Genomic DNA, 16,348 nt, shown 5'->3' on the forward strand with positions numbered 1-16,348 from the left:
GACGGGATGCCGGAACCGATGACCTGTCAGGGTGCAGGCTCTTGCAAAAGGCACCTCTGAAAAAGGAAAAGGGCAACCAGCAGGTCGCCCTTTCCGCAAAACGTCTAACGGCAGCAGATTAGTTGTTGCTGCTGCTGTCGTTGTTGTTTTCGTGACGATCGCCATGACCTTCACGATCACCATGGCCGCTGTTGCCATTGCTGTCGCTGTTATTGTTGCTGCTGTCGCCGCTTTCCTGATTCCGGTCGTGGTGCTTGCCATGACCCTTATGGCTGTGCTTGCCATCCTGCTGCTGGGAATCGCTCGAGGAGCTGTCATCGGCATGCGCCATGACAGGAAGTGCGAAACCCATAGCGGCGATAAGAAGCATTGCTTTTTTCATTTTAAATCCCTTCTGCTGACCCGTCTGTCAGACCACGGGAAAGCTAAGTGGGGATTAAGGCCTGAAAAAGACCCCTCTTGTGGGAAAGGGGTATGCGTTCTTGATGAATTGACCAGAAGAACGCCGAAAAACCGGCCTCTTTTCCGATTGTTGATATGTAAGGAGACTATTTGTTTCTTACGGTTGCATTCGAGGTATGAAAATGAAAAGGAGAATTGGCTTCTTTTTCTTGATTGTGCCTCACCGGACGGGCGGGGCAGTCTGACCGGTCGGCCAGAAAGGTGAGTTCAGCGCGATCCACCGGCGAAGGGCCAGGATGCCGGAAAGTTCCGGGGTAAGCTGGCTGTAGAATCCGGAAATGTCGGCGCTTGCCACCACGTTGAGGTGGTTTGTCCGTGCCGTAGCCTGCACGGCGGCCTGTTCGGCGGTCATCTGGGACGCGTGACGCCACAGGGCTGCGCTTGCGGGTGCCGTCAGCATCTGCAGGACAAGGGCTGCGTCCAGTGCTGCCGCATGGGCCGTTGCCTGATAAGCCGGGAAGAGCGGATGTCTTTCCACATGCTGCCTGACAATGTCGGGCCTTCTCGTGAAATCAAGGTCCATGTCGCCCGTGCACGTCGCATGGGAGAAAAGAATTTCGAAACCTTCCGCCTTGAGGGCCGCCAGTGTCTCAGGGGTCGCGACCTGCGGCGGAAGCTGGACCGCGTCCACCGTGCCTTTCCGCAAGGCCGCCAGAGAGGCTTCCGACGTGGCCAGCCCGCTGACCGGGATCACGTTCATGGACAGCATCGTCAGAGCCAGAAGGGTGGGCAGTTCGATACCCGTGGGTGAGGTGACGGCTACCCGGACCGGATGATTCTGGAAGAAGGCGCGAAGGGAGCGTTTGAACTCCAGCCGTCCCACGACGACGGGCGCGCCAGAGGCGAGGAAAACCGGAATCCAGCGTTGATAATCGAAATGGACCCGGGAATCGCCGCAAAGCGCGGCAATGACGGCAGACCCTGAAATCAGCAGGGCAGTGCCGCCCGTCTGTGAGTCGAACAGGTTCGCCCCCGTGACGCCGTCCTGTCCGGCCACGGGCCGCAGGTTGATCGGGGCGTGCGCGGGCAGCGCGGTTTGCAGGGCGGGCGCGAGGAGGGGTGCCCATCGGGCCGGCCCGGTCCCCGTGTTTCCGGCGATGATGAGGGTGGGGGCTACAACATCTCCAGCCAGAACGGATGTGGAGGCCGCGTGAATGAGGAAGGCATCCTGAGGATCTGTGGCGAAAGCCCGGTTCCGCGCAAGGAAGGGCAGGCTCGCCGCGCCGCCAAGCACGGACCGCAGGATTCCCCGCCGTGTAAAACTGCGATGCTGACGGGAGTGTGGACCTGTCCTCGGACCGGGGGCTGAAGCTGACAAGACGAAGCGGGCTCCTTTACGCGATTTCACGACCTGTCTGCGGAATGAATGCAACCAAATGGTTAAGGATAATCCGTGGCGGCTTTACGGCCATTTCACCTCTGGCGGCATGCTCATGAGGATCGCCTCTGTATTGCCGCCGGTCTTGAGCCCGAAAAGAGTGCCCCGGTCGTGCAGGAGATTGAACTCCACATAGCGTCCCCGCCGTATAAGCTGCGCTTCCCGCTGTTCCGGCGTCCACTCTTCCATCATGCGGTGGCGGATGATCGCCGGATAAGTCTCCAGAAAGGCCAGCCCGACGTCTCTGGTGAAGGCGAAATCCATCATGGGATCGCCACTGTGCAGGCGATCGTAGAAAATGCCGCCAAGACCACGCGGCTCCATCCGGTGCGGAAGATAGAAATATTTGTCGCACCATGCCTTGAAGCGCGGATAATACTCCGGGTCATGCTTCTCGCAGGAGAGACGGAAGCCATCATGAAAAGCGGCTGCGTCATCCTGTGCCGCTTCGCTTTCCGGAAACATGGGGGTGATGTCGCCGCCACCGCCGAACCAGCCCTGCGTGGTGACGATCATGCGCGTGTTGAAGTGCGCCGCCGGCACGAGGGGGCTGCACAGATGGGCGACAAGACTGATCCCCGCAGCGAAGAAGCGCGGATCTTCGGAGGCGCCGGGAATTGACTTGCGGAATTCCGGGCTGAATTCACCCGTGACGGCCGAGACATTCACGCCGACTTTCTCGAAAACACGGCCTCGCATGGTGCTCATCACACCGCCGCCTTCGGTATGTGCATCATCGTCGGCGGCGCGTGCCCAGGCGGTGCGTTCGAACCGGCCCGCCGCCATGCTCCGCCCCGGCAGGGTGGGCGCGTTACGGGTGACGGCCTCATCCTCGATGGCCTCGAACGCCGCGCAGATCCGGTCCCGCAGAGATTCGAACCATTGCCGCGCCTCCGACCGGAGGGCTTCATAATGCCGGGCGTCGGCGGAGGAAGGATGCGAGGCTTCAGCCATGGCCGGATTGTCTCCTGATGCTGTCATTCTTGTATGATCGATCCTCCGGCCGGGCGATCATGGGGCTGGGTTCCGGATGATGGCTGCCGGAAATAAGGCCAAGGGGTGCGACATCCCTCGCGCCTTTGCAAGCCTCGGGACGCTTTTGCGCGGAAGGTTAAGGATGGTTTCTGGTCGCGGCCCTCTTTCAGATTGACCTGAAATAGGAACCTATATAGAACAAAGTTGAGATTCCATACAGATCGTGAACACGGACAGGGGACAGAATCGATGCTTACCCGCAAACAGCATGAACTGCTGCTGTTCATCGATTCCTATCTGGGCCGCACCGGTTTTTCTCCTTCGTTCGATGAGATGAAAGATGCGCTCGGTCTGAAATCGAAGTCCGGTATTCACCGCCTGATTTCAGGTCTGGAAGAACGCGGGTTCATCCAGCGTCGTCATAACCGTGCCCGCGCCCTTGAGGTGCTGCGTCTGCCGGAATCGATTCAACCGTCCGCCCCGCATCGGTCCCTGAATGTGATCAAGGGGGATTTCTCCCAGCGGCTGCCCGGTGTGAAGACCGGCGATGCGGCGGCTTCCGTCAGTCTGCCCCTCTATGGTCGAATCGCTGCCGGTCTGCCGATCGAGGCGTTGCAGGATCAGAGTTCCCATATTGAAGTGCCGGCGGTCCTGCTTGGTCAGGGTGAACATTACGCGCTGGAAGTGGCGGGTGATTCCATGATCGACGCCGGGATTCTCGATGGAGATACCGTCATCATCCGTCGGGGCGAGATCGCCGAGAATGGCAAGATCGTCGTCGCCCTGATCGACGATGCCGAAGTGACGCTCAAGCGTCTGCGCAAGCGTGGCAACACTGTCGCGCTTGAAGCGGCGAATCAGGCGTATGAAACACGCATTGTGCCCACTGAACGTCTGAAGATTCAGGGTCAGCTTGTGGGGCTTCTGCGTCGCTATCACTGACGGGCGCTGAAAACTTCGGCCGTCTGGGCTGAAGAAGGAGAGCCGAGCCATGAAAATCGTCATCGACACGGACCCCGGACAGGACGACGCGCTGACCATTCTTCTGGCGCTCGCAAGCCCGGAAATCGAACTGCTCGGCGTGACCACGGTCGCTGGCAATGTCGGTGTCAGGCAGGCGACGATCAATGCTCTGAAAACAATGGAACTGGCGGGTCGACCGGATGTGCCGGTTCATGCGGGCGCCGAGCGCCCCCTGCTGCGCCCTCTCGTCAACGCCACGCATGTGCACGGGCGTACGGGATTTGAAGGCGTCGACCTTCCGGACCCGACGATAGAAGCAGCGCCCGGGCACGCGGTGGATTTTCTCATCCGTACAGTCATGGGCAACGCACCCGGCGCGATCACGATCTGCGCCATCGGGCCGATGACCAACATAGCGCTCGCTCTGTCACGTGAACCCGCATTGCGTGAACGGATCGGTCGTATCGTCACCATGTCGGGCGCCTTTTCGGAGGTCGGGAACATCACACCCACCGCCGAATTCAACATCTATGTTGACCCCCATGCCGCCGCCATCGTGCTGGAGTCCGGTATCCCCGTCACCATGTTGCCGCTGGATGTGACCCACACGCTGCACACCAGTGATGCGCGACTGGCCCGTTTCGCGGCGCTTCCCAATCGTGTGGGCCCGGTCGTGGCCGATTGGCTGCGTTTTGAGAAACGGTTCGAAGCCACGAAATACGGCACCGATGGTGGTCCGCTGCATGATCCCAATACGGTGCTCTGGCTTTTGCAGCCTGATCTTTATCGCGGTCGCGAAGTGAATGTGCAGGTCGAGACCGGCAGCGAACTGACGATGGGCATGACGGTGGTGGACTGGTGGGGCATCACGAAGCGCCCCGCCAATGTCCTGTTCCTGCGGGAATGCGACGTCGATGCCGCCTATGACCTCATCACGGAGAGACTGGCGCGTTTCTGAACGGCGGGACCGACGTCAGAGACGCCGGAACCCCTCCCGAAGATCGGCGATCAGATCCGCCTCGTCATCCAGACCGATGGCAAGCCGGAAGGCTGGTCCCGCAGGCAGCGCGCCGTTCATTGAGCGTGAAATTCCGCCGGTTGTCGGCAGGACGAGGCTTTCATAGCCGCCCCATGAGGCGCCGATGCCGAAGCGGGTCAGGCTGTTCACCATCCGCTCCATGGCCGCCCGGTCAAAGGAGGCGTTCAGCACCACGGTGAAGAGCGGGCCCGCACCCGTGAAATCGCGCTCCCAGAACTCATGGCCCGGACATTCCGGGAATGGCGGATACAGGATTTGCGCCACGTCCGGCTGTTCTTTCAGCCACTGCGCGACCCGCCATGTCGTGCGGGCCTGCCTCGCAAGCCGCACGCCCATGGTGCGGAGTCCGCGCAGGGTCAGCCAGCACTCGTCCGGTCCCGCCAGTTGTCCGAGCTGGATCGCGGCGTCGCGCAGCATCTGCCAGTCATCTTCCGTGGCGACGGTGATCGCTCCCAGAATGACGTCCGAATGGCCGCCCGGATATTTGGTCAGCGCCTGAATGGAGACATCCACACCATGGTCGAAGGGCATGAAAATGCCGAAACCCCATGTGTTGTCGAGCAGAAGCCGCGCCCCGCCGTCATGCGCCACGGACGCCAGCATTGAGATGTCCTGAACCTCGAACGTATGGCTGCCCGGACTTTCTGCGAAGACGACCTGCGTGTTGGGACGCATGAGCGCCCGCAGTCCGTCGGCGGAAATCATCGGCTCGTAATAGGTGGTCTCGACACCGAAACGGCGGAGCATCGTGTCAGCGAAGCGGCGGGTAGGACCGTAACAGGAATCGGGAATCAGACAGTGACCGCCGGAACTGGTCCAGGTCAGCAGGGTCGTCGTGCAGGCGGCGAGCCCCGATGAGACGATCTGGGTATCGCGTCCGCCTTCGATGACGGCGATGACACGCTCCAGATCATGCTGCACCGGCGAGCCCATCGCGCCATAGATGGCCGTGTGCTCGTAGCGTTCGGCTCCCACTCGGCGCATGGTGTCGAGATCGGGAAACAGCATTGTCGATCCGCGGGAGACCGGCGCGTTGACCAGCGTTCCTGTCTGCCGGAATGAATCGTCATGAGGATCGGGGCGACCGAGCCGTATGAGAAGCGCGTTCAGGCGCTCCCAGCCCGCAGCGACCCTCTCTTCCCCTGTTGTCATTGCTTCTGTTCCTGTGTTGCGCCCGTTTTTTCGATGGGTGCGCCCTCCGTCGCGGCCCACTCCGCCCATGAGCCGTCATAAAGCGCCACGTTGGTGAAACCGGCAATCGTCGCCCCTACCACGATGGCGGCCGCCGTCATGCCGGAGCCGCAGGTCGCGATGAGTGGGGTGCCGGACGTGCTGGCTCCGGCAGCGGCGAAGCGGGCTCTCAGGATTTCAGGGGGCAGAAAGTGTTTCTTGGTGTCCAGTAATTCGCTGAAAGGAATGCTTCCGGCTTCCGGCATGTGCCCGGACGAAAGACCGGGGCGCGGTTCCGGTGCCGTGCCGTTAAAACGGCCAGCCGAACGGGCGTCGAGAATGAGTGAGCCATCCGGTTTGGCGCAGAGCATCAGCATGTCGCCAAGGCCCCGGATGCAGGAGACTGTCAGGCGCGGCATATAGGAGGCGGCAGTGGGAACGGACGGTGCGCCCTCCTCAATCCTGCTGCTGCTTTCGCGCCATGCGGGAAGGCCCCCATCGAGAATGAACACCTGCTCATGGCCGAACAGCCGCAGGAGCCACCATGCGCGGCAGGACGAGGCGATATTACCCTGATCGTAAAAGACGACCGGCTGTTCGCGCGTCAGGCCAAGCTCACCCGCCAGACGCGCGAAGCGTCCGGCGGAAGGTGCCATATGAGGAAGCGACTGTTCCGGATCGGAAAACAGTTCGATGTCGAACCGTCTCGCACCTGGCAGGCGTTCTCTCAGAAAGGTCGCGTCGGGATCGGTCTGTTCGCCGGGAAGTCTTGCAGTCGCGTCAAGAACGGTGACTTCACCGCGTGCGAGGCGCGCCTGCAAGGTTTTGGCAGATATAAGGGGCTGGATCACGGACTCGACTCCTCTCCGCAGCGTGCGAAGAGGAGGACTGAATCACTGGATGGCGTGCTGTGCAAGCAGGTTGCGCAGACGTTCCGCAGCTTCCTGACCCTTCAGCGATTCCGCCCACAGCACTTCGATCACGCGCTGATGGGCATTCACCGCTTCCGGGGCGCTGGTGACCAGCGAAACACCCGTTGTTGCGGACGGGGATGTGTCGCAACGAAAGGGGTTGATCGCCAGCATCATACGCTCGCGCCCGCGCATGAGGATGCAGTTGGTTGTGCTTTCCATTTCGGAGAGCAGGCTGAACTGCAAACCGATCGGGCCAGCCTCGATCATTTCCACGATCCGACCGATTTCCATGGCGGCGACCTTGCGGGCGGCCGTCCGGAGTTCGTCGGACATGATGATCGCGTCGCCAACGCCTTTCTGGAGGAAACGCTCGATCGTCTGCTCACTGAGCATTGTGATCATTGTCGGGCGACGGAGGCGATAGGCTTCCTTGCGCGATGCGAAAATTTCCAGATGCTGCGCGACAAGCTGCGTATCCGATGCCTGTGCGGCGATCGCCTGCGCCAGAACAGAATCGTATTCCGCTGATGTCACCAGATATGCGACGGGGTCGATGATCTGGAGAATCTGATCGGCTTCTTCCTCGACCTGACGGACGCGTTCAAAAAAGCTGAGGGGACGACTGTAATATTCGACCCCTATGCCCAGAAGCGTCAGCGGGGAAACCTTTAAAAGTTCCGCCAGTCGTTGAACCGTATCGAGCTTGATGACTTCGCCTTTTTCATACCGGTAGAGGGCAGCACGAGAAACGCCAAGACGGGCGGCAATCTCATCAGCTCTCATTCCGGATTCAAGACGAAAAGCACGCAGCTGCTGTCCGATCTCACTCAGACGCATAGTCACAGCAGCCATTCCGTTCGTTCCTTGAGACGTTCGTTGCTTGGAGGGGCTATTCGTCAATAATACGTTAATATGACTGGATGTAAAGTATCTATATTTTGACACATCGTTGCAGCGCAATGCTGGGCTTACAGGACGGAAAGGTATGGTTACGTATTTTGGTGTCGGTCGTTGCCATGACAGGTGGAAGCGTGACACTGATCGGAGTGATTGTGTCTCCGGTTCCGGCGAACCGCCTGCCTGATCCTTTTCAGTCATCAGATGTTCAGCCGGGGATGGAGCCGCGCGCGGAAGCCGGAGCGTCATGAACGCCGAACGACTCATTACCGGGCTGTTGATCCTTGGCGTTGCCTATGGATGCGTGATCGTCGCGGCCCCCTTTCTGACCGCCATTCTGTGGGCCGGAATCCTGACCTACGTGACCTGGCCGATCCTGCGGCGTCTCCGGCGCTACATGGGGCCTGCGGCTGCGGCAGTGTGCATGATGCTGCTGAGTTCGATCTGCATCGTGGTGCCTATCGTGGCCATCGCCTCCAAAGCCGTTGCAGACGCGCCACAGGCGGTGACCAGTGTCACGGACGCGCTTCTGCCCAACCTTCACCTGCCACCCATTCCGCCATGGCTCGGAAAGATTCCCCTTGTCGGCGACGAAATTACGCGAGGGTGGGAAAAAACCGGAAAGGATCTCGGGCATCTCGGCCAGAGCCTGCGGCCGTATGCTGGTGACATCGCCCAGTCCGTCATCTCCGTTCTCGTGCAACTGGCGAGCGGTGGTCTGAATCTTGCGATGGCGCTGTTCATAGCGTTCTTTTTCTGGCTGAGTGGTGATTCGCTGGGTCGCACCATCCAGCAACTCATCGGCCGCGTCGCGGGACGGCAGGCGGATCGCATTCTGCGCATTGTGGGGGGAACTGTTCGGGGCACAGTGTACGGCGTGCTCGGAACCGCGCTGATTCAGGGAATCCTGACGGGGTTCGGCTTCTGGATGGTGCGTGTGCCCGAACCGCTCCTGTTCGGCACGCTTGCATCGCTGCTGTCGGTGCTGCCGCTGGGAGCCCCTCTCGTGTGGATTCCGGCGGCGATCTGGCTTGCCGTCACCCATCACCTCTGGAAAGGTGTGGCGCTGGCGCTCTATGGCACGATTTTCATTTCGGGCGCGGATCACGTCATTCGCCCGATCTTCATCTCCCGGGGCGCACAACTGCCCTATCTGCTCACCCTCATTGGTGTCATCGGCGGTGTGCTGGAGTTCGGTGGCCTCGGAATCTTTCTGGGGCCCGTGCTGCTTGCGGTCGGTTTCACGCTGACGGTTGAATTTGCTGCCGGTCGCGTCGCCGATCCGGCAGGATACAAGGACACACGGGATCCATGATCGCCACACTGAAGAACAGACCTCTTCTGAAACTTGTCCGGCGCCGTCGTCCACGATTTCATTCCACCGTCAGGCTTGCCGGTGGTCAGTCCTCCGAGGCCGAGATCAGGATCATAAGCTGGAACCTGCTTCATAGTGTGGGGGCCAGCGTGCGCGACGTGCTGGCGCTGCTTGAGCGGGAAAAACCCGATCTTCTGCTGATGCAGGAAGCCACGCAGGACATCGACCATCTGCCGGACCTTGTGGGCGGATACTATGCCCGTTCTCCGCTGCCCGGTCGCATTCACGGCGTGGCCTGCTGGAGCCGGGAGCCCTTTTCACGGGCTCCCCGGACCTGCGTCATTCCATCGGGCATGATCGTAAAGCGCATCGCACAGATCATTCGCCTGCCCGGCATCACGGTGGCGAATGTTCATCTTTCCCACGGGCAGATCATGAACCGTCGGCAACTCCGGCGACTGGCTGGGGTTCTGCCTGCACCCGCTGCTATTCTGGGAGATTTCAATCTTGTCGGCCCGACGCTCGTACCGGGTTTCATGGATGTAGGCCCGCGTTCACCGACCCATCGGATGGTCGATCTTGTGCCCATCCGGATCGACCGGTGTCTCATTCGTGGCGCGGTCTGCCAAAGTTCACGAGTGCTTCCTGTGTTCGCGTCCGATCACCGGCCCATCATGGTGACGCTGAAACCAGATGCATCGGTGCTACGGGCTGGTCCCGAAATGCCTTTTCAGCCGTCATACCTTTCGCTGCCGCGGGTATAAAACCCGGAGATGCCGGGCTGGGATCGCCCGTTCGGTGAAGAAAATGGCAGGTAATTTTTAGAAGAAATGAAAACGGGTTGCTGCGTCGTTCAGCGGCCCGGAAGCCGTTCGCTGCAATGCAGGGGAGATCAACTTCCCCTGCGTCAGATCGCGCGTGAATGCTGTGCGGGGCCTGCGCCTTGCGTGGGCAGGTAACGATCGAATACGGCGGCGACGTTGCGGATGAAAGGACGACCTGCCTGTGTCAGGGTCACCCTGTCGCCCGACAGCGTCACAAGGCCATCCAGAGCGAACTGGGTCAGGCGTTCTCGTTCGGCAGCATAGTCATCCGGCCCGAAAGCACCGAGGTCGACAGCCAGATCGCACATCAGCCGCTCGATCAGGGCTCCGCGTGTGCGGTCGTCGTCGGAACAGGCCACGCCGCGCGCGACGGGGAGGGCCTGGCTTTCCGCAAGAGCCTTGCCGTAGGCAGCAGCGCTGACGATATTCTGCGTGAAGCCGCCCGGAAGGGATGAGATGGCCGACGCGCCGATCCCGACAAGGGAATGTCCCTGATCGACGGTGTATCCCTGAAAGTTGCGCCGGAGTATTCCGTCGCGCGCAGCCTGCGCCATCGGATCGTGCGGCAGGGCGTAATGATCGAGACCGACGGGCTGGTACCCGGCGGCGCAGAGGGTGCGGTCGATCATGTCTCGCTGCGCGAGGCGGGCGTCCCGGTCAGGCAGCGCGTCTGAAGGCATGACCTGCTGACGCTTCGCTTTCCATGGCACATGGGCATAGCCGAAAACGGCCAGACGATCCGGGCGCAGGGAGGCGGTTCTCAGTGCCGTATCCCGCACGCTATCCGTCGTCTGGTAAGGCAGGCCGTAGATCAGGTCGATATTGACGCTTGCCAGACCTGCCGCCCGCAATGCTGTGACGCAGGATTCCGTTTGCTCAAAACTCTGGATGCGGCCACAGGCTTTCTGCACGGCCGGATCAAGATCCTGCACCCCGAGACTACCGCGCGTGAATCCGAGATCTCCGAGAAAATGCGCCATTGCGGGCGTGAAATGACGCGGATCAAGCTCAATGCTGATCTCGGCGTCCGCCCGGATGTCGAACAGGAGATGCAGTGTGTCGAAAAGTGCCCGGAAGGTCGCTTCCGGCAGGGTGGTGGGGGTGCCTCCACCGAACTGGAGATGTGCAACAGGTTGTCTGCCGGTCCCGGATGTGGGGATCAGGTCTGCGACGCGGTGGAGTTCGTCTTCAAGAAGCTTGCCGTAAGCTTCGCGTGTCGTTTCGCTGCGCATGACCGAGGTGTTGCAGCCACAGAAACCGCAGAGTTCGTCGCAGAAGGGAACATGCAGATACAGCGAAAGCGCCTCACCGGCCGGAATATCTTCCAGCCAGCGGGACGCTTCCGCAGGTCCGACCGCATCGGAAAACCGGACGGCGGTCGGGTAACTCGTGTAACGCGGCAGGTTGCCGTCATACCGCTCAAGTAGTGACGGCGATGCCGCGTCCATGATCAGAACCGGTAAGCGATACCAGCGGAGACCACTGTCGGGTCGAGAGATTCGTGCACACGACCGCGCAGCGATCCCGAGCTGTTCTGCGCCCACGCGTGCATGCGGGAGAAGACCTGCTTCACGTCAGCGTTGAAGAACCAGTTGCCGACGATCTGATAATCGAAACCGACATTGACGAGCGGGCCGCCGGTAAAGCCGGAGTTCAGCTTCGTCAGACCAAGAGCTCCTGACCCCTTCATGTTGTAGAACCACTGAAGGTCAGCGCCGACACCCACATACGGGTTGAAGCGCTTGTGCGGACGGAAATGCCACGTGAAGGTCAGAGCAGGCGGCAGAACCCATGCCTTGCCGAGATCCGTCTTGTGCTGGCCAGCAATGCCGGCAAGCTCACCACCGTTTGCGGACACTTCGTGACGCGTGCTGGTGGCAATCAGATCAACGGCGATGTTGTCCGTGAGGAAGTATTCGAAGGTCAGCTCAGGCATCGCGCTGTTGGTCGTCGATACGTGCGTGCCGACCATACGGGCACCATTGACGCTGACGCGGCTGTCACGATCCTGCGGCAGGACGCCGGCGCCGGACAGGCGGATCATGAAGTCACCTTTGCCCAGACCGATCTTGGTGCTGGCGCATGTCTCGAAGATGCCGCAACGACCGCCGTGTGTCCGCGGGGGCGCCATGGGAGCAGCAACCGGAGCATTCACATAAGCGGTCCCGGCCGGAGCGGGTGCGGCAGCGGTGGTGACCTGAGCGTGAGCCGTGCCACACAGGGCGCTGGCGGCGAGAAGCGCGGCAGCCAGGAAGGAGCGGGACTTCGTCATGGGGTTTCTATCTCATTTGCAGATGTAATCTGATGCCGCTGAAACCACACCCTTTTCATCGCGGGCGTTGATCTGGATCAAGTGGGGGTAACTTCCGCCGGGGTGATGTTTTTATGCAACAGAATCGCCTCCCCTGCGTAACCGGACGAACACAGTCCGAAAATGGTGGCGGGATCTGGGCGCGAGAGGTGGATTCGCGTTGCCGTGCAGCCCAGTTCTGCGGCCAGTCCGGAGAGTTCGTGGATGAGCGCCAGCGTGACGGGGCCGCTTGATCCCATTGTGATCACCACCACCCGATAGACACACAGAACGCGCCACGCGCCCGATTGCGGGGCTTCGACCCGGTAGAAAGCAATGCCACAAGGCCCCGGCCTGCCACTGTAACGTGCGAGAATCGCCCCGTTTTTCTGGTGCGTTTCCGGGATGGTCAGACGTCGCGCACGGCGCGTCCACCGCGCAAGCGTGAGCCCTGGCTCCCCCATGGCCACCAGCGGGAAGACGATCGGCACGTCCGCCCGGACCATGGGCGTGACCAGAATGGCGGGGATATTCTCGGCCTCGTTCACTCGCTCCCGCGTCCCCTGAGATGTCATGACACGTTGTGCGGTGCCGGGATGTCGTGTGAGACTGCAATGATGTAAATCAACCCACGCATTCGTTCCCGGGGGGTGTGATCCGCAATCAATCCGGCTAAGGAGACGACTCGGGCTTGACCAGACAAAGACGAGCATTCCCTGAGCGTGAGCAGGATAAGGCCATGGCACCATCTTCCCTGCCCGAAGGGCAACCCGCACTCCGCCCGCGACGCCTCGTCATAGCGGGCATGGAAGGCTGCACGGGATGCGCCGTCTGTGAGGTGCGTGCACGCGGAATCTGCAGTGCCCTGAACGATCAGGAACTGGAGCAGCTGGCGCGCGCAGCCGTGCGTGTCACCATGCCGCCGGGGCGGGTGTTCGTTGAGGAGGGGGCGAAGGCCGACGCGTTCTTCAACATCACCGCCGGGACCGCCAAGCTGTTCAAGTCACTGCCGGATGGTCGTCGCCAGATCACCGGCTTTGTCGGGGTCGGTCATTTTCTCGGACTTGCGGTGTCGGACCGTTACGCCTTCGGGGCCGAGGCCATTGATCAGGTCAAGGTGTGCCGTTTCTCGCGCGAACGTCTTGAAATGGTGGTCGAGGAATTTCCCCGGCTGGAACGACGTCTGCTCAGCGAGGCGGCCAACGAACTGGTCGCCGCACAGGAGCAGATGCTGCTTCTCGGACGCAAGACGGCCCGCGAGCGGGTGGCGAGTTTTCTGTACGAACAGCTTCTCGACGGATACGGGAACGACATCCCATCCGGCGCGAAACTGCATTTCCCCATGACCCGCGCGGATATCGCCGATTTTCTCGGCCTGACCGTGGAGACCGTCAGCCGCACGCTCAGCGGCCTGCGGCGTGACGGTCTCCTGGCGATGGGAGCCGGTCACGAAATCAGCGTGATGGCACCCGCTCGCCTCCAGGCCATCGCTAAAGGAGAGGAAGGCTAATCACAGCCTTTACTCTATGAACATCTGACGGTTTTTCAGGTGGTCGTGGAGGCCTGGAGTTCATCCACCAGTTGGTCCAGATCTTCGGCGCGCGGAGAGACACCCTTCAGTGTCGTCCAGTTCTGGCGTGAAATCAGGCCATAGGCTTCGTCGCAGTTGGCCGCGAAGAACTCATACGACATGCGACGGGGCGCACCCCATGTGTTGAGATACAGCCACGCGTCGTCATAGCCGTGAATCCATACGGCATGACCGCCCGCGATGCGGTTGTCAGCCGTCGGGTCAACCACCCAGTCTCCATCCGTCGAACAGGCATATTCCGGCAGCGAGAGGCCGATATACAGCCCTCCAAGCATCGCGATGGCCCGATGGACCGAAACGGTGTCCTTCGGATCGACGTAGCCAAAGGCCGTCAGATAGTCGCGGGTCTGGCCGGGCCGTTCATAGCCCTGCCGACACCAGCGCGACAGAACATCGACTTCCACGCCACCCTGATCCGTTGCCGACTGGCCGGGGACATATCCGGATTCCGCGCTGTAGTTCGCCACCACTTCACCGTCGGCGAGCGTGATCGGAGTCAGCGCCGCGCCCGTCCATGTGCGGATGGCGGAGGCAACGGAGACCTGCGTGCAACAGCCAAGTGTGTCGTTGCACCACATCGGCCAGATGGCGGTCGGCGCCCAGTTCACGGACGGCGGCGGAGCCGGCAGCCGAAAGCTGAGGGGGGCGGCAAGGCGGTAGGTTCTGGGGTCCAGACGCGCGGGCTTTTTGCCCAGCTTGCGCTGCGTCATATTGCTTGATTCTCCACTGTTGAGCATGTGGAGAACGATATCTGTCCCCTCATTGGCGAGGTGACACGAAGTGAGCGCCGAGAATGCCCGTCCCATGCAGGGCATTCGTTTACGCGCCAATGGGACGAGGGCGGATGTCAGGTCAGACCGTCCGGGCCGCCTGACATCCGCCAGTCAGTTAGTGATCGCTGAGAACCCGCTCGGCGATCACCTCAAGCTTGGCGAGAAGAGCCGGATTCCGCTTGTCCGGAGCCGTGATCAAAGCGTGCTCCAGAGCACGGTCACATCCGGCCGGGCACAGGCCGCGCGGTTTGCCCAGCGTCGGGATCATCGTCTTGATGAGTGAACGGGCGTGCTCGGCATTCTGGTGCATCACCTTGATCACCGCATCGACTGTCACGCTGTCATGGTCCTGATGCCAGCAGTCGTAATCGGTCACCATCGCGACGGTCGCGTAACAGATCTCCGCTTCCCGGGCGAGTTTGGCTTCGGGCATGTTGGTCATGCCGATCACCGCACATCCCCAGCTGCGATAAAGCTCGCTCTCCGCGCGGGTGGAGAACTGCGGGCCTTCCATCACCAGATAGGTGCCGCCCCGCGTGTGCGGGATGCCGAGTTGCTTCAGTTTCTGTTCGGCCACATCGCCGATACGCGGACAGACAGGATCGGCGACCGACACATGGGCCACGCAGCCGGTGTCGAAGAAGCTTTTCTCACGGGCAAAGCTGCGGTCGATGAACTGATCGACGATGACGAAATGGCCGGGTGGAAGCTCCTCACGCAGGGAACCGACAGCTGAAAGCGAGATGATGTCCGTCACCTCCGCGATCTTCATCGCCGCGATGTTGGCGCGATAATTCAGACGAGACGGCGGGATCGGGTGGCCGCGACCGTGACGGGGCAGGAATACGCAGCGCACCCCGTTCAGCGTGCCGAACAGCAGTTCATCGGAGGGCGAGCCCCAGGGTGTTTCGACCCGGCGCCATTCCTTGTTCTCAAGACCGGCGATGTCATACAGCCCCGAGCCGCCGATGATGCCGATAACCGGTTGGACCGCATGGGCGGGACTAGTGGACATGAGACCAGATTCTCCGTTTCAGAATAAAAAGCAGCACAATGAGAAATAGCAGATAGATCAGCACGCGGACACCGGTTCGATGACGTTCCGCCAGATGCGGCTGCCCCACCCACGCCAGAAAAATGGTGACATCCCGCGCTTCCTGCTCCACGGACGCGGCCGTCCCATCCTCGTAATGAACGTCACCGCCATGCAGGGGTGGTTTCATCGCAATGACACGGCCAGCGGCGAAACGGTTATAGAACAGCCCCGGTGGCACGGGCACACCCGCCGGTGGTGCGGAATATCCGGTCAGAAGCGCGTAGATCCGGTCTGGCCCTCCCGGATAGATCAGAGCCTGGCGCGCCAGATCCGGCACCATCACTCCCTCCTTGACGCCCACCGGACGCACCGGCGTGGGGAACGCATCGTCCGGCAGTCCATGCCGGTATTTCGGTGCGCCTGACAGATCCCGTCCCGCCCGGATTTCATAGCCGGCCGCAAGGGCCTGCACCGCTTCCGGCTCAAGCCCCATGCCTGCCAGATCGCTGAAATGGACATGCTTCAGGCCATGACAGGACGCGCAGACCTGCTCATAGACAAGATAGCCGCGCTGGACGGCGGCAAGATCGAAATTGCCGAGCGCGCCCTCAAAACTCCAGTGCTGCGGCGGCGCGTGGTCGTGATCGGGAGGAGTGGCACCCGCCGGTGCACCAAAGGTGAGTCCTGCAAGCAGGATCGCGAGCATGAAGCGAGCAGGCCA

The 16,348-nt window shown here is 61.2% G+C and carries 17 protein-coding genes; 6 read left to right on the forward strand and 11 right to left on the reverse strand.

Features of this window, described 5'->3' with window-relative positions; all coding sequences use genetic code 11:
- Nucleotides 1–31: 31 nt before the first annotated feature.
- Complete coding sequence (locus GOB81_RS06505) at nucleotides 32–667, forward strand: hypothetical protein (protein ID WP_173569581.1); 636 nt, start codon at nucleotides 32–34, stop codon at nucleotides 665–667.
- On the opposite strand, the gene GOB81_RS06510 is transcribed toward GOB81_RS06505, so the two are convergent.
- Nucleotides 623–1,780 (reverse strand): hypothetical protein, encoded by a 1,158-nt coding sequence (locus GOB81_RS06510; protein ID WP_173569582.1) that lies wholly within the window; start codon nucleotides 1,778–1,780, stop codon nucleotides 623–625. The genes GOB81_RS06505 and GOB81_RS06510 overlap by 45 nt on opposite strands.
- An 84-nt stretch (nucleotides 1,781–1,864) precedes the next feature.
- Nucleotides 1,865–2,794: an oxygen-dependent coproporphyrinogen oxidase gene (gene hemF, locus GOB81_RS06515; RefSeq protein ID WP_173569759.1), complete on the reverse strand. Its 930-nt coding sequence runs from the start codon at nucleotides 2,792–2,794 to the stop codon at nucleotides 1,865–1,867.
- Between the two features lie 270 nt (nucleotides 2,795–3,064).
- Here hemF and lexA point away from each other — a divergent pair, with 270 nt between their 5' ends.
- Entirely contained in the window at nucleotides 3,065–3,757 is a 693-nt protein-coding gene (lexA, locus tag GOB81_RS06520; RefSeq protein ID WP_173569583.1) for a transcriptional repressor LexA, read from the forward strand.
- Nucleotides 3,758–3,806: 49 nt separating this feature from the next.
- Nucleotides 3,807–4,736, forward strand: coding sequence for a nucleoside hydrolase (locus GOB81_RS06525; protein ID WP_173569584.1), 930 nt, complete (start codon nucleotides 3,807–3,809; stop codon nucleotides 4,734–4,736).
- A 15-nt stretch (nucleotides 4,737–4,751) separates the two neighbouring features.
- On the opposite strand, the gene metC is transcribed toward GOB81_RS06525, so the two are convergent.
- From metC to GOB81_RS06540, 3 genes are read right to left on the reverse strand one after another with little or no spacing between them, the layout of a single operon-like run.
- Nucleotides 4,752–5,969 carry a cystathionine beta-lyase gene (gene metC, locus GOB81_RS06530; RefSeq protein WP_173569585.1) on the reverse strand — a complete coding sequence of 406 codons (1,218 nt, stop codon included), beginning with the start codon at nucleotides 5,967–5,969 and terminating at the stop codon, nucleotides 4,752–4,754.
- Nucleotides 5,966–6,838 carry a rhodanese-like domain-containing protein gene (locus GOB81_RS06535; protein ID WP_173569586.1) on the reverse strand — a complete coding sequence of 291 codons (873 nt, stop codon included), beginning with the start codon at nucleotides 6,836–6,838 and terminating at the stop codon, nucleotides 5,966–5,968. The genes metC and GOB81_RS06535 overlap by 4 nt, the downstream gene beginning before the upstream one ends.
- A 42-nt stretch (nucleotides 6,839–6,880) precedes the next feature.
- A complete protein-coding gene (locus GOB81_RS06540; protein ID WP_173569587.1) occupies nucleotides 6,881–7,753 on the reverse strand; it encodes a helix-turn-helix domain-containing protein in 873 nt (290 codons plus the stop codon).
- Nucleotides 7,754–8,045: 292 nt separating this feature from the next.
- Here GOB81_RS06540 and GOB81_RS06545 point away from each other — a divergent pair, with 292 nt between their 5' ends.
- The gene (locus GOB81_RS06545; protein WP_173569588.1) at nucleotides 8,046–9,113 is read left to right on the forward strand and encodes an AI-2E family transporter; all 1,068 of its coding nucleotides are present in this window, start codon (nucleotides 8,046–8,048) and stop codon (nucleotides 9,111–9,113) included.
- On the forward strand, nucleotides 9,110–9,877 hold the full coding sequence (locus GOB81_RS06550; RefSeq protein WP_173569589.1) for an endonuclease/exonuclease/phosphatase family protein: 768 nt from the start codon (nucleotides 9,110–9,112) through the stop codon (nucleotides 9,875–9,877). The genes GOB81_RS06545 and GOB81_RS06550 overlap by 4 nt, the downstream gene beginning before the upstream one ends.
- A 143-nt stretch (nucleotides 9,878–10,020) precedes the next feature.
- Here the strand turns inward: GOB81_RS06550 and hemN are convergent, their stop codons facing one another.
- The 3 genes from hemN to GOB81_RS06565 form a co-directional block, all read right to left on the reverse strand.
- Entirely contained in the window at nucleotides 10,021–11,385 is a 1,365-nt protein-coding gene (hemN, locus tag GOB81_RS06555; protein WP_173569590.1) for an oxygen-independent coproporphyrinogen III oxidase, read from the reverse strand.
- 2 nt (nucleotides 11,386–11,387) lie between these two features.
- On the reverse strand, nucleotides 11,388–12,209 hold the full coding sequence (locus tag GOB81_RS06560) for an OmpW/AlkL family protein (protein WP_173569591.1): 822 nt from the start codon (nucleotides 12,207–12,209) through the stop codon (nucleotides 11,388–11,390).
- A 77-nt stretch (nucleotides 12,210–12,286) separates the two neighbouring features.
- Nucleotides 12,287–12,802, reverse strand: coding sequence for a hypothetical protein (locus GOB81_RS06565; RefSeq protein ID WP_173569592.1), 516 nt, complete (start codon nucleotides 12,800–12,802; stop codon nucleotides 12,287–12,289).
- 164 nt (nucleotides 12,803–12,966) lie between these two features.
- On the opposite strand from GOB81_RS06565, the gene GOB81_RS06570 reads away from it, so the two are divergent.
- On the forward strand, nucleotides 12,967–13,737 hold the full coding sequence (locus GOB81_RS06570; protein WP_173569593.1) for a Crp/Fnr family transcriptional regulator: 771 nt from the start codon (nucleotides 12,967–12,969) through the stop codon (nucleotides 13,735–13,737).
- A 35-nt stretch (nucleotides 13,738–13,772) separates the two neighbouring features.
- On the opposite strand, the gene GOB81_RS06575 is transcribed toward GOB81_RS06570, so the two are convergent.
- The 3 genes from GOB81_RS06575 to GOB81_RS06585 form a co-directional block, all read right to left on the reverse strand.
- On the reverse strand, nucleotides 13,773–14,528 hold the full coding sequence (locus GOB81_RS06575; protein ID WP_173569594.1) for a C1 family peptidase: 756 nt from the start codon (nucleotides 14,526–14,528) through the stop codon (nucleotides 13,773–13,775).
- Between the two features lie 178 nt (nucleotides 14,529–14,706).
- On the reverse strand, nucleotides 14,707–15,606 hold the full coding sequence (locus tag GOB81_RS06580; RefSeq protein WP_173569595.1) for an S-methyl-5'-thioadenosine phosphorylase: 900 nt from the start codon (nucleotides 15,604–15,606) through the stop codon (nucleotides 14,707–14,709).
- A complete protein-coding gene (locus GOB81_RS06585) occupies nucleotides 15,596–16,333 on the reverse strand; it encodes a cytochrome c1 (protein WP_173569760.1) in 738 nt (245 codons plus the stop codon). Before GOB81_RS06585 ends, GOB81_RS06580 begins: the two co-directional genes overlap by 11 nt.
- Nucleotides 16,334–16,348 lie beyond the last annotated feature (15 nt).

This window comes from Acetobacter conturbans (assembly GCF_011516755.1).
In the GTDB taxonomy this organism is placed as follows: domain Bacteria; phylum Pseudomonadota; class Alphaproteobacteria; order Acetobacterales; family Acetobacteraceae; genus Acetobacter; species Acetobacter conturbans.

Bases quoted from the DNA above. Each gene is read 5' to 3' on its own strand.
- GOB81_RS06580 (WP_173569595.1), bottom strand. From the start codon at position 15,606: ATGTCCACTAGTCCCGCCCATGCGGTCCAACCGGTTATCGGCATCATC.
- GOB81_RS06575 (WP_173569594.1), bottom strand. From the start codon at position 14,528: ATGACGCAGCGCAAGCTGGGCAAAAAGCCCGCGCGTCTGGACCCCAGA.
- GOB81_RS06525 (WP_173569584.1), top strand. From the start codon at position 3,807: ATGAAAATCGTCATCGACACGGACCCCGGACAGGACGACGCGCTGACC.
- GOB81_RS06540 (WP_173569587.1), bottom strand. From the start codon at position 7,753: ATGGCTGCTGTGACTATGCGTCTGAGTGAGATCGGACAGCAGCTGCGT.
- hemF (WP_173569759.1), bottom strand. From the start codon at position 2,794: ATGGCTGAAGCCTCGCATCCTTCCTCCGCCGACGCCCGGCATTATGAA.
- metC (WP_173569585.1), bottom strand. From the start codon at position 5,969: ATGACAACAGGGGAAGAGAGGGTCGCTGCGGGCTGGGAGCGCCTGAAC.
- GOB81_RS06565 (WP_173569592.1), bottom strand. From the start codon at position 12,802: ATGACATCTCAGGGGACGCGGGAGCGAGTGAACGAGGCCGAGAATATC.
- GOB81_RS06560 (WP_173569591.1), bottom strand. From the start codon at position 12,209: ATGACGAAGTCCCGCTCCTTCCTGGCTGCCGCGCTTCTCGCCGCCAGC.
- GOB81_RS06550 (WP_173569589.1), top strand. From the start codon at position 9,110: ATGATCGCCACACTGAAGAACAGACCTCTTCTGAAACTTGTCCGGCGC.
- GOB81_RS06545 (WP_173569588.1), top strand. From the start codon at position 8,046: ATGAACGCCGAACGACTCATTACCGGGCTGTTGATCCTTGGCGTTGCC.
- GOB81_RS06570 (WP_173569593.1), top strand. From the start codon at position 12,967: ATGGCACCATCTTCCCTGCCCGAAGGGCAACCCGCACTCCGCCCGCGA.
- hemN (WP_173569590.1), bottom strand. From the start codon at position 11,385: ATGGACGCGGCATCGCCGTCACTACTTGAGCGGTATGACGGCAACCTG.
- lexA (WP_173569583.1), top strand. From the start codon at position 3,065: ATGCTTACCCGCAAACAGCATGAACTGCTGCTGTTCATCGATTCCTAT.
- GOB81_RS06585 (WP_173569760.1), bottom strand. From the start codon at position 16,333: ATGCTCGCGATCCTGCTTGCAGGACTCACCTTTGGTGCACCGGCGGGT.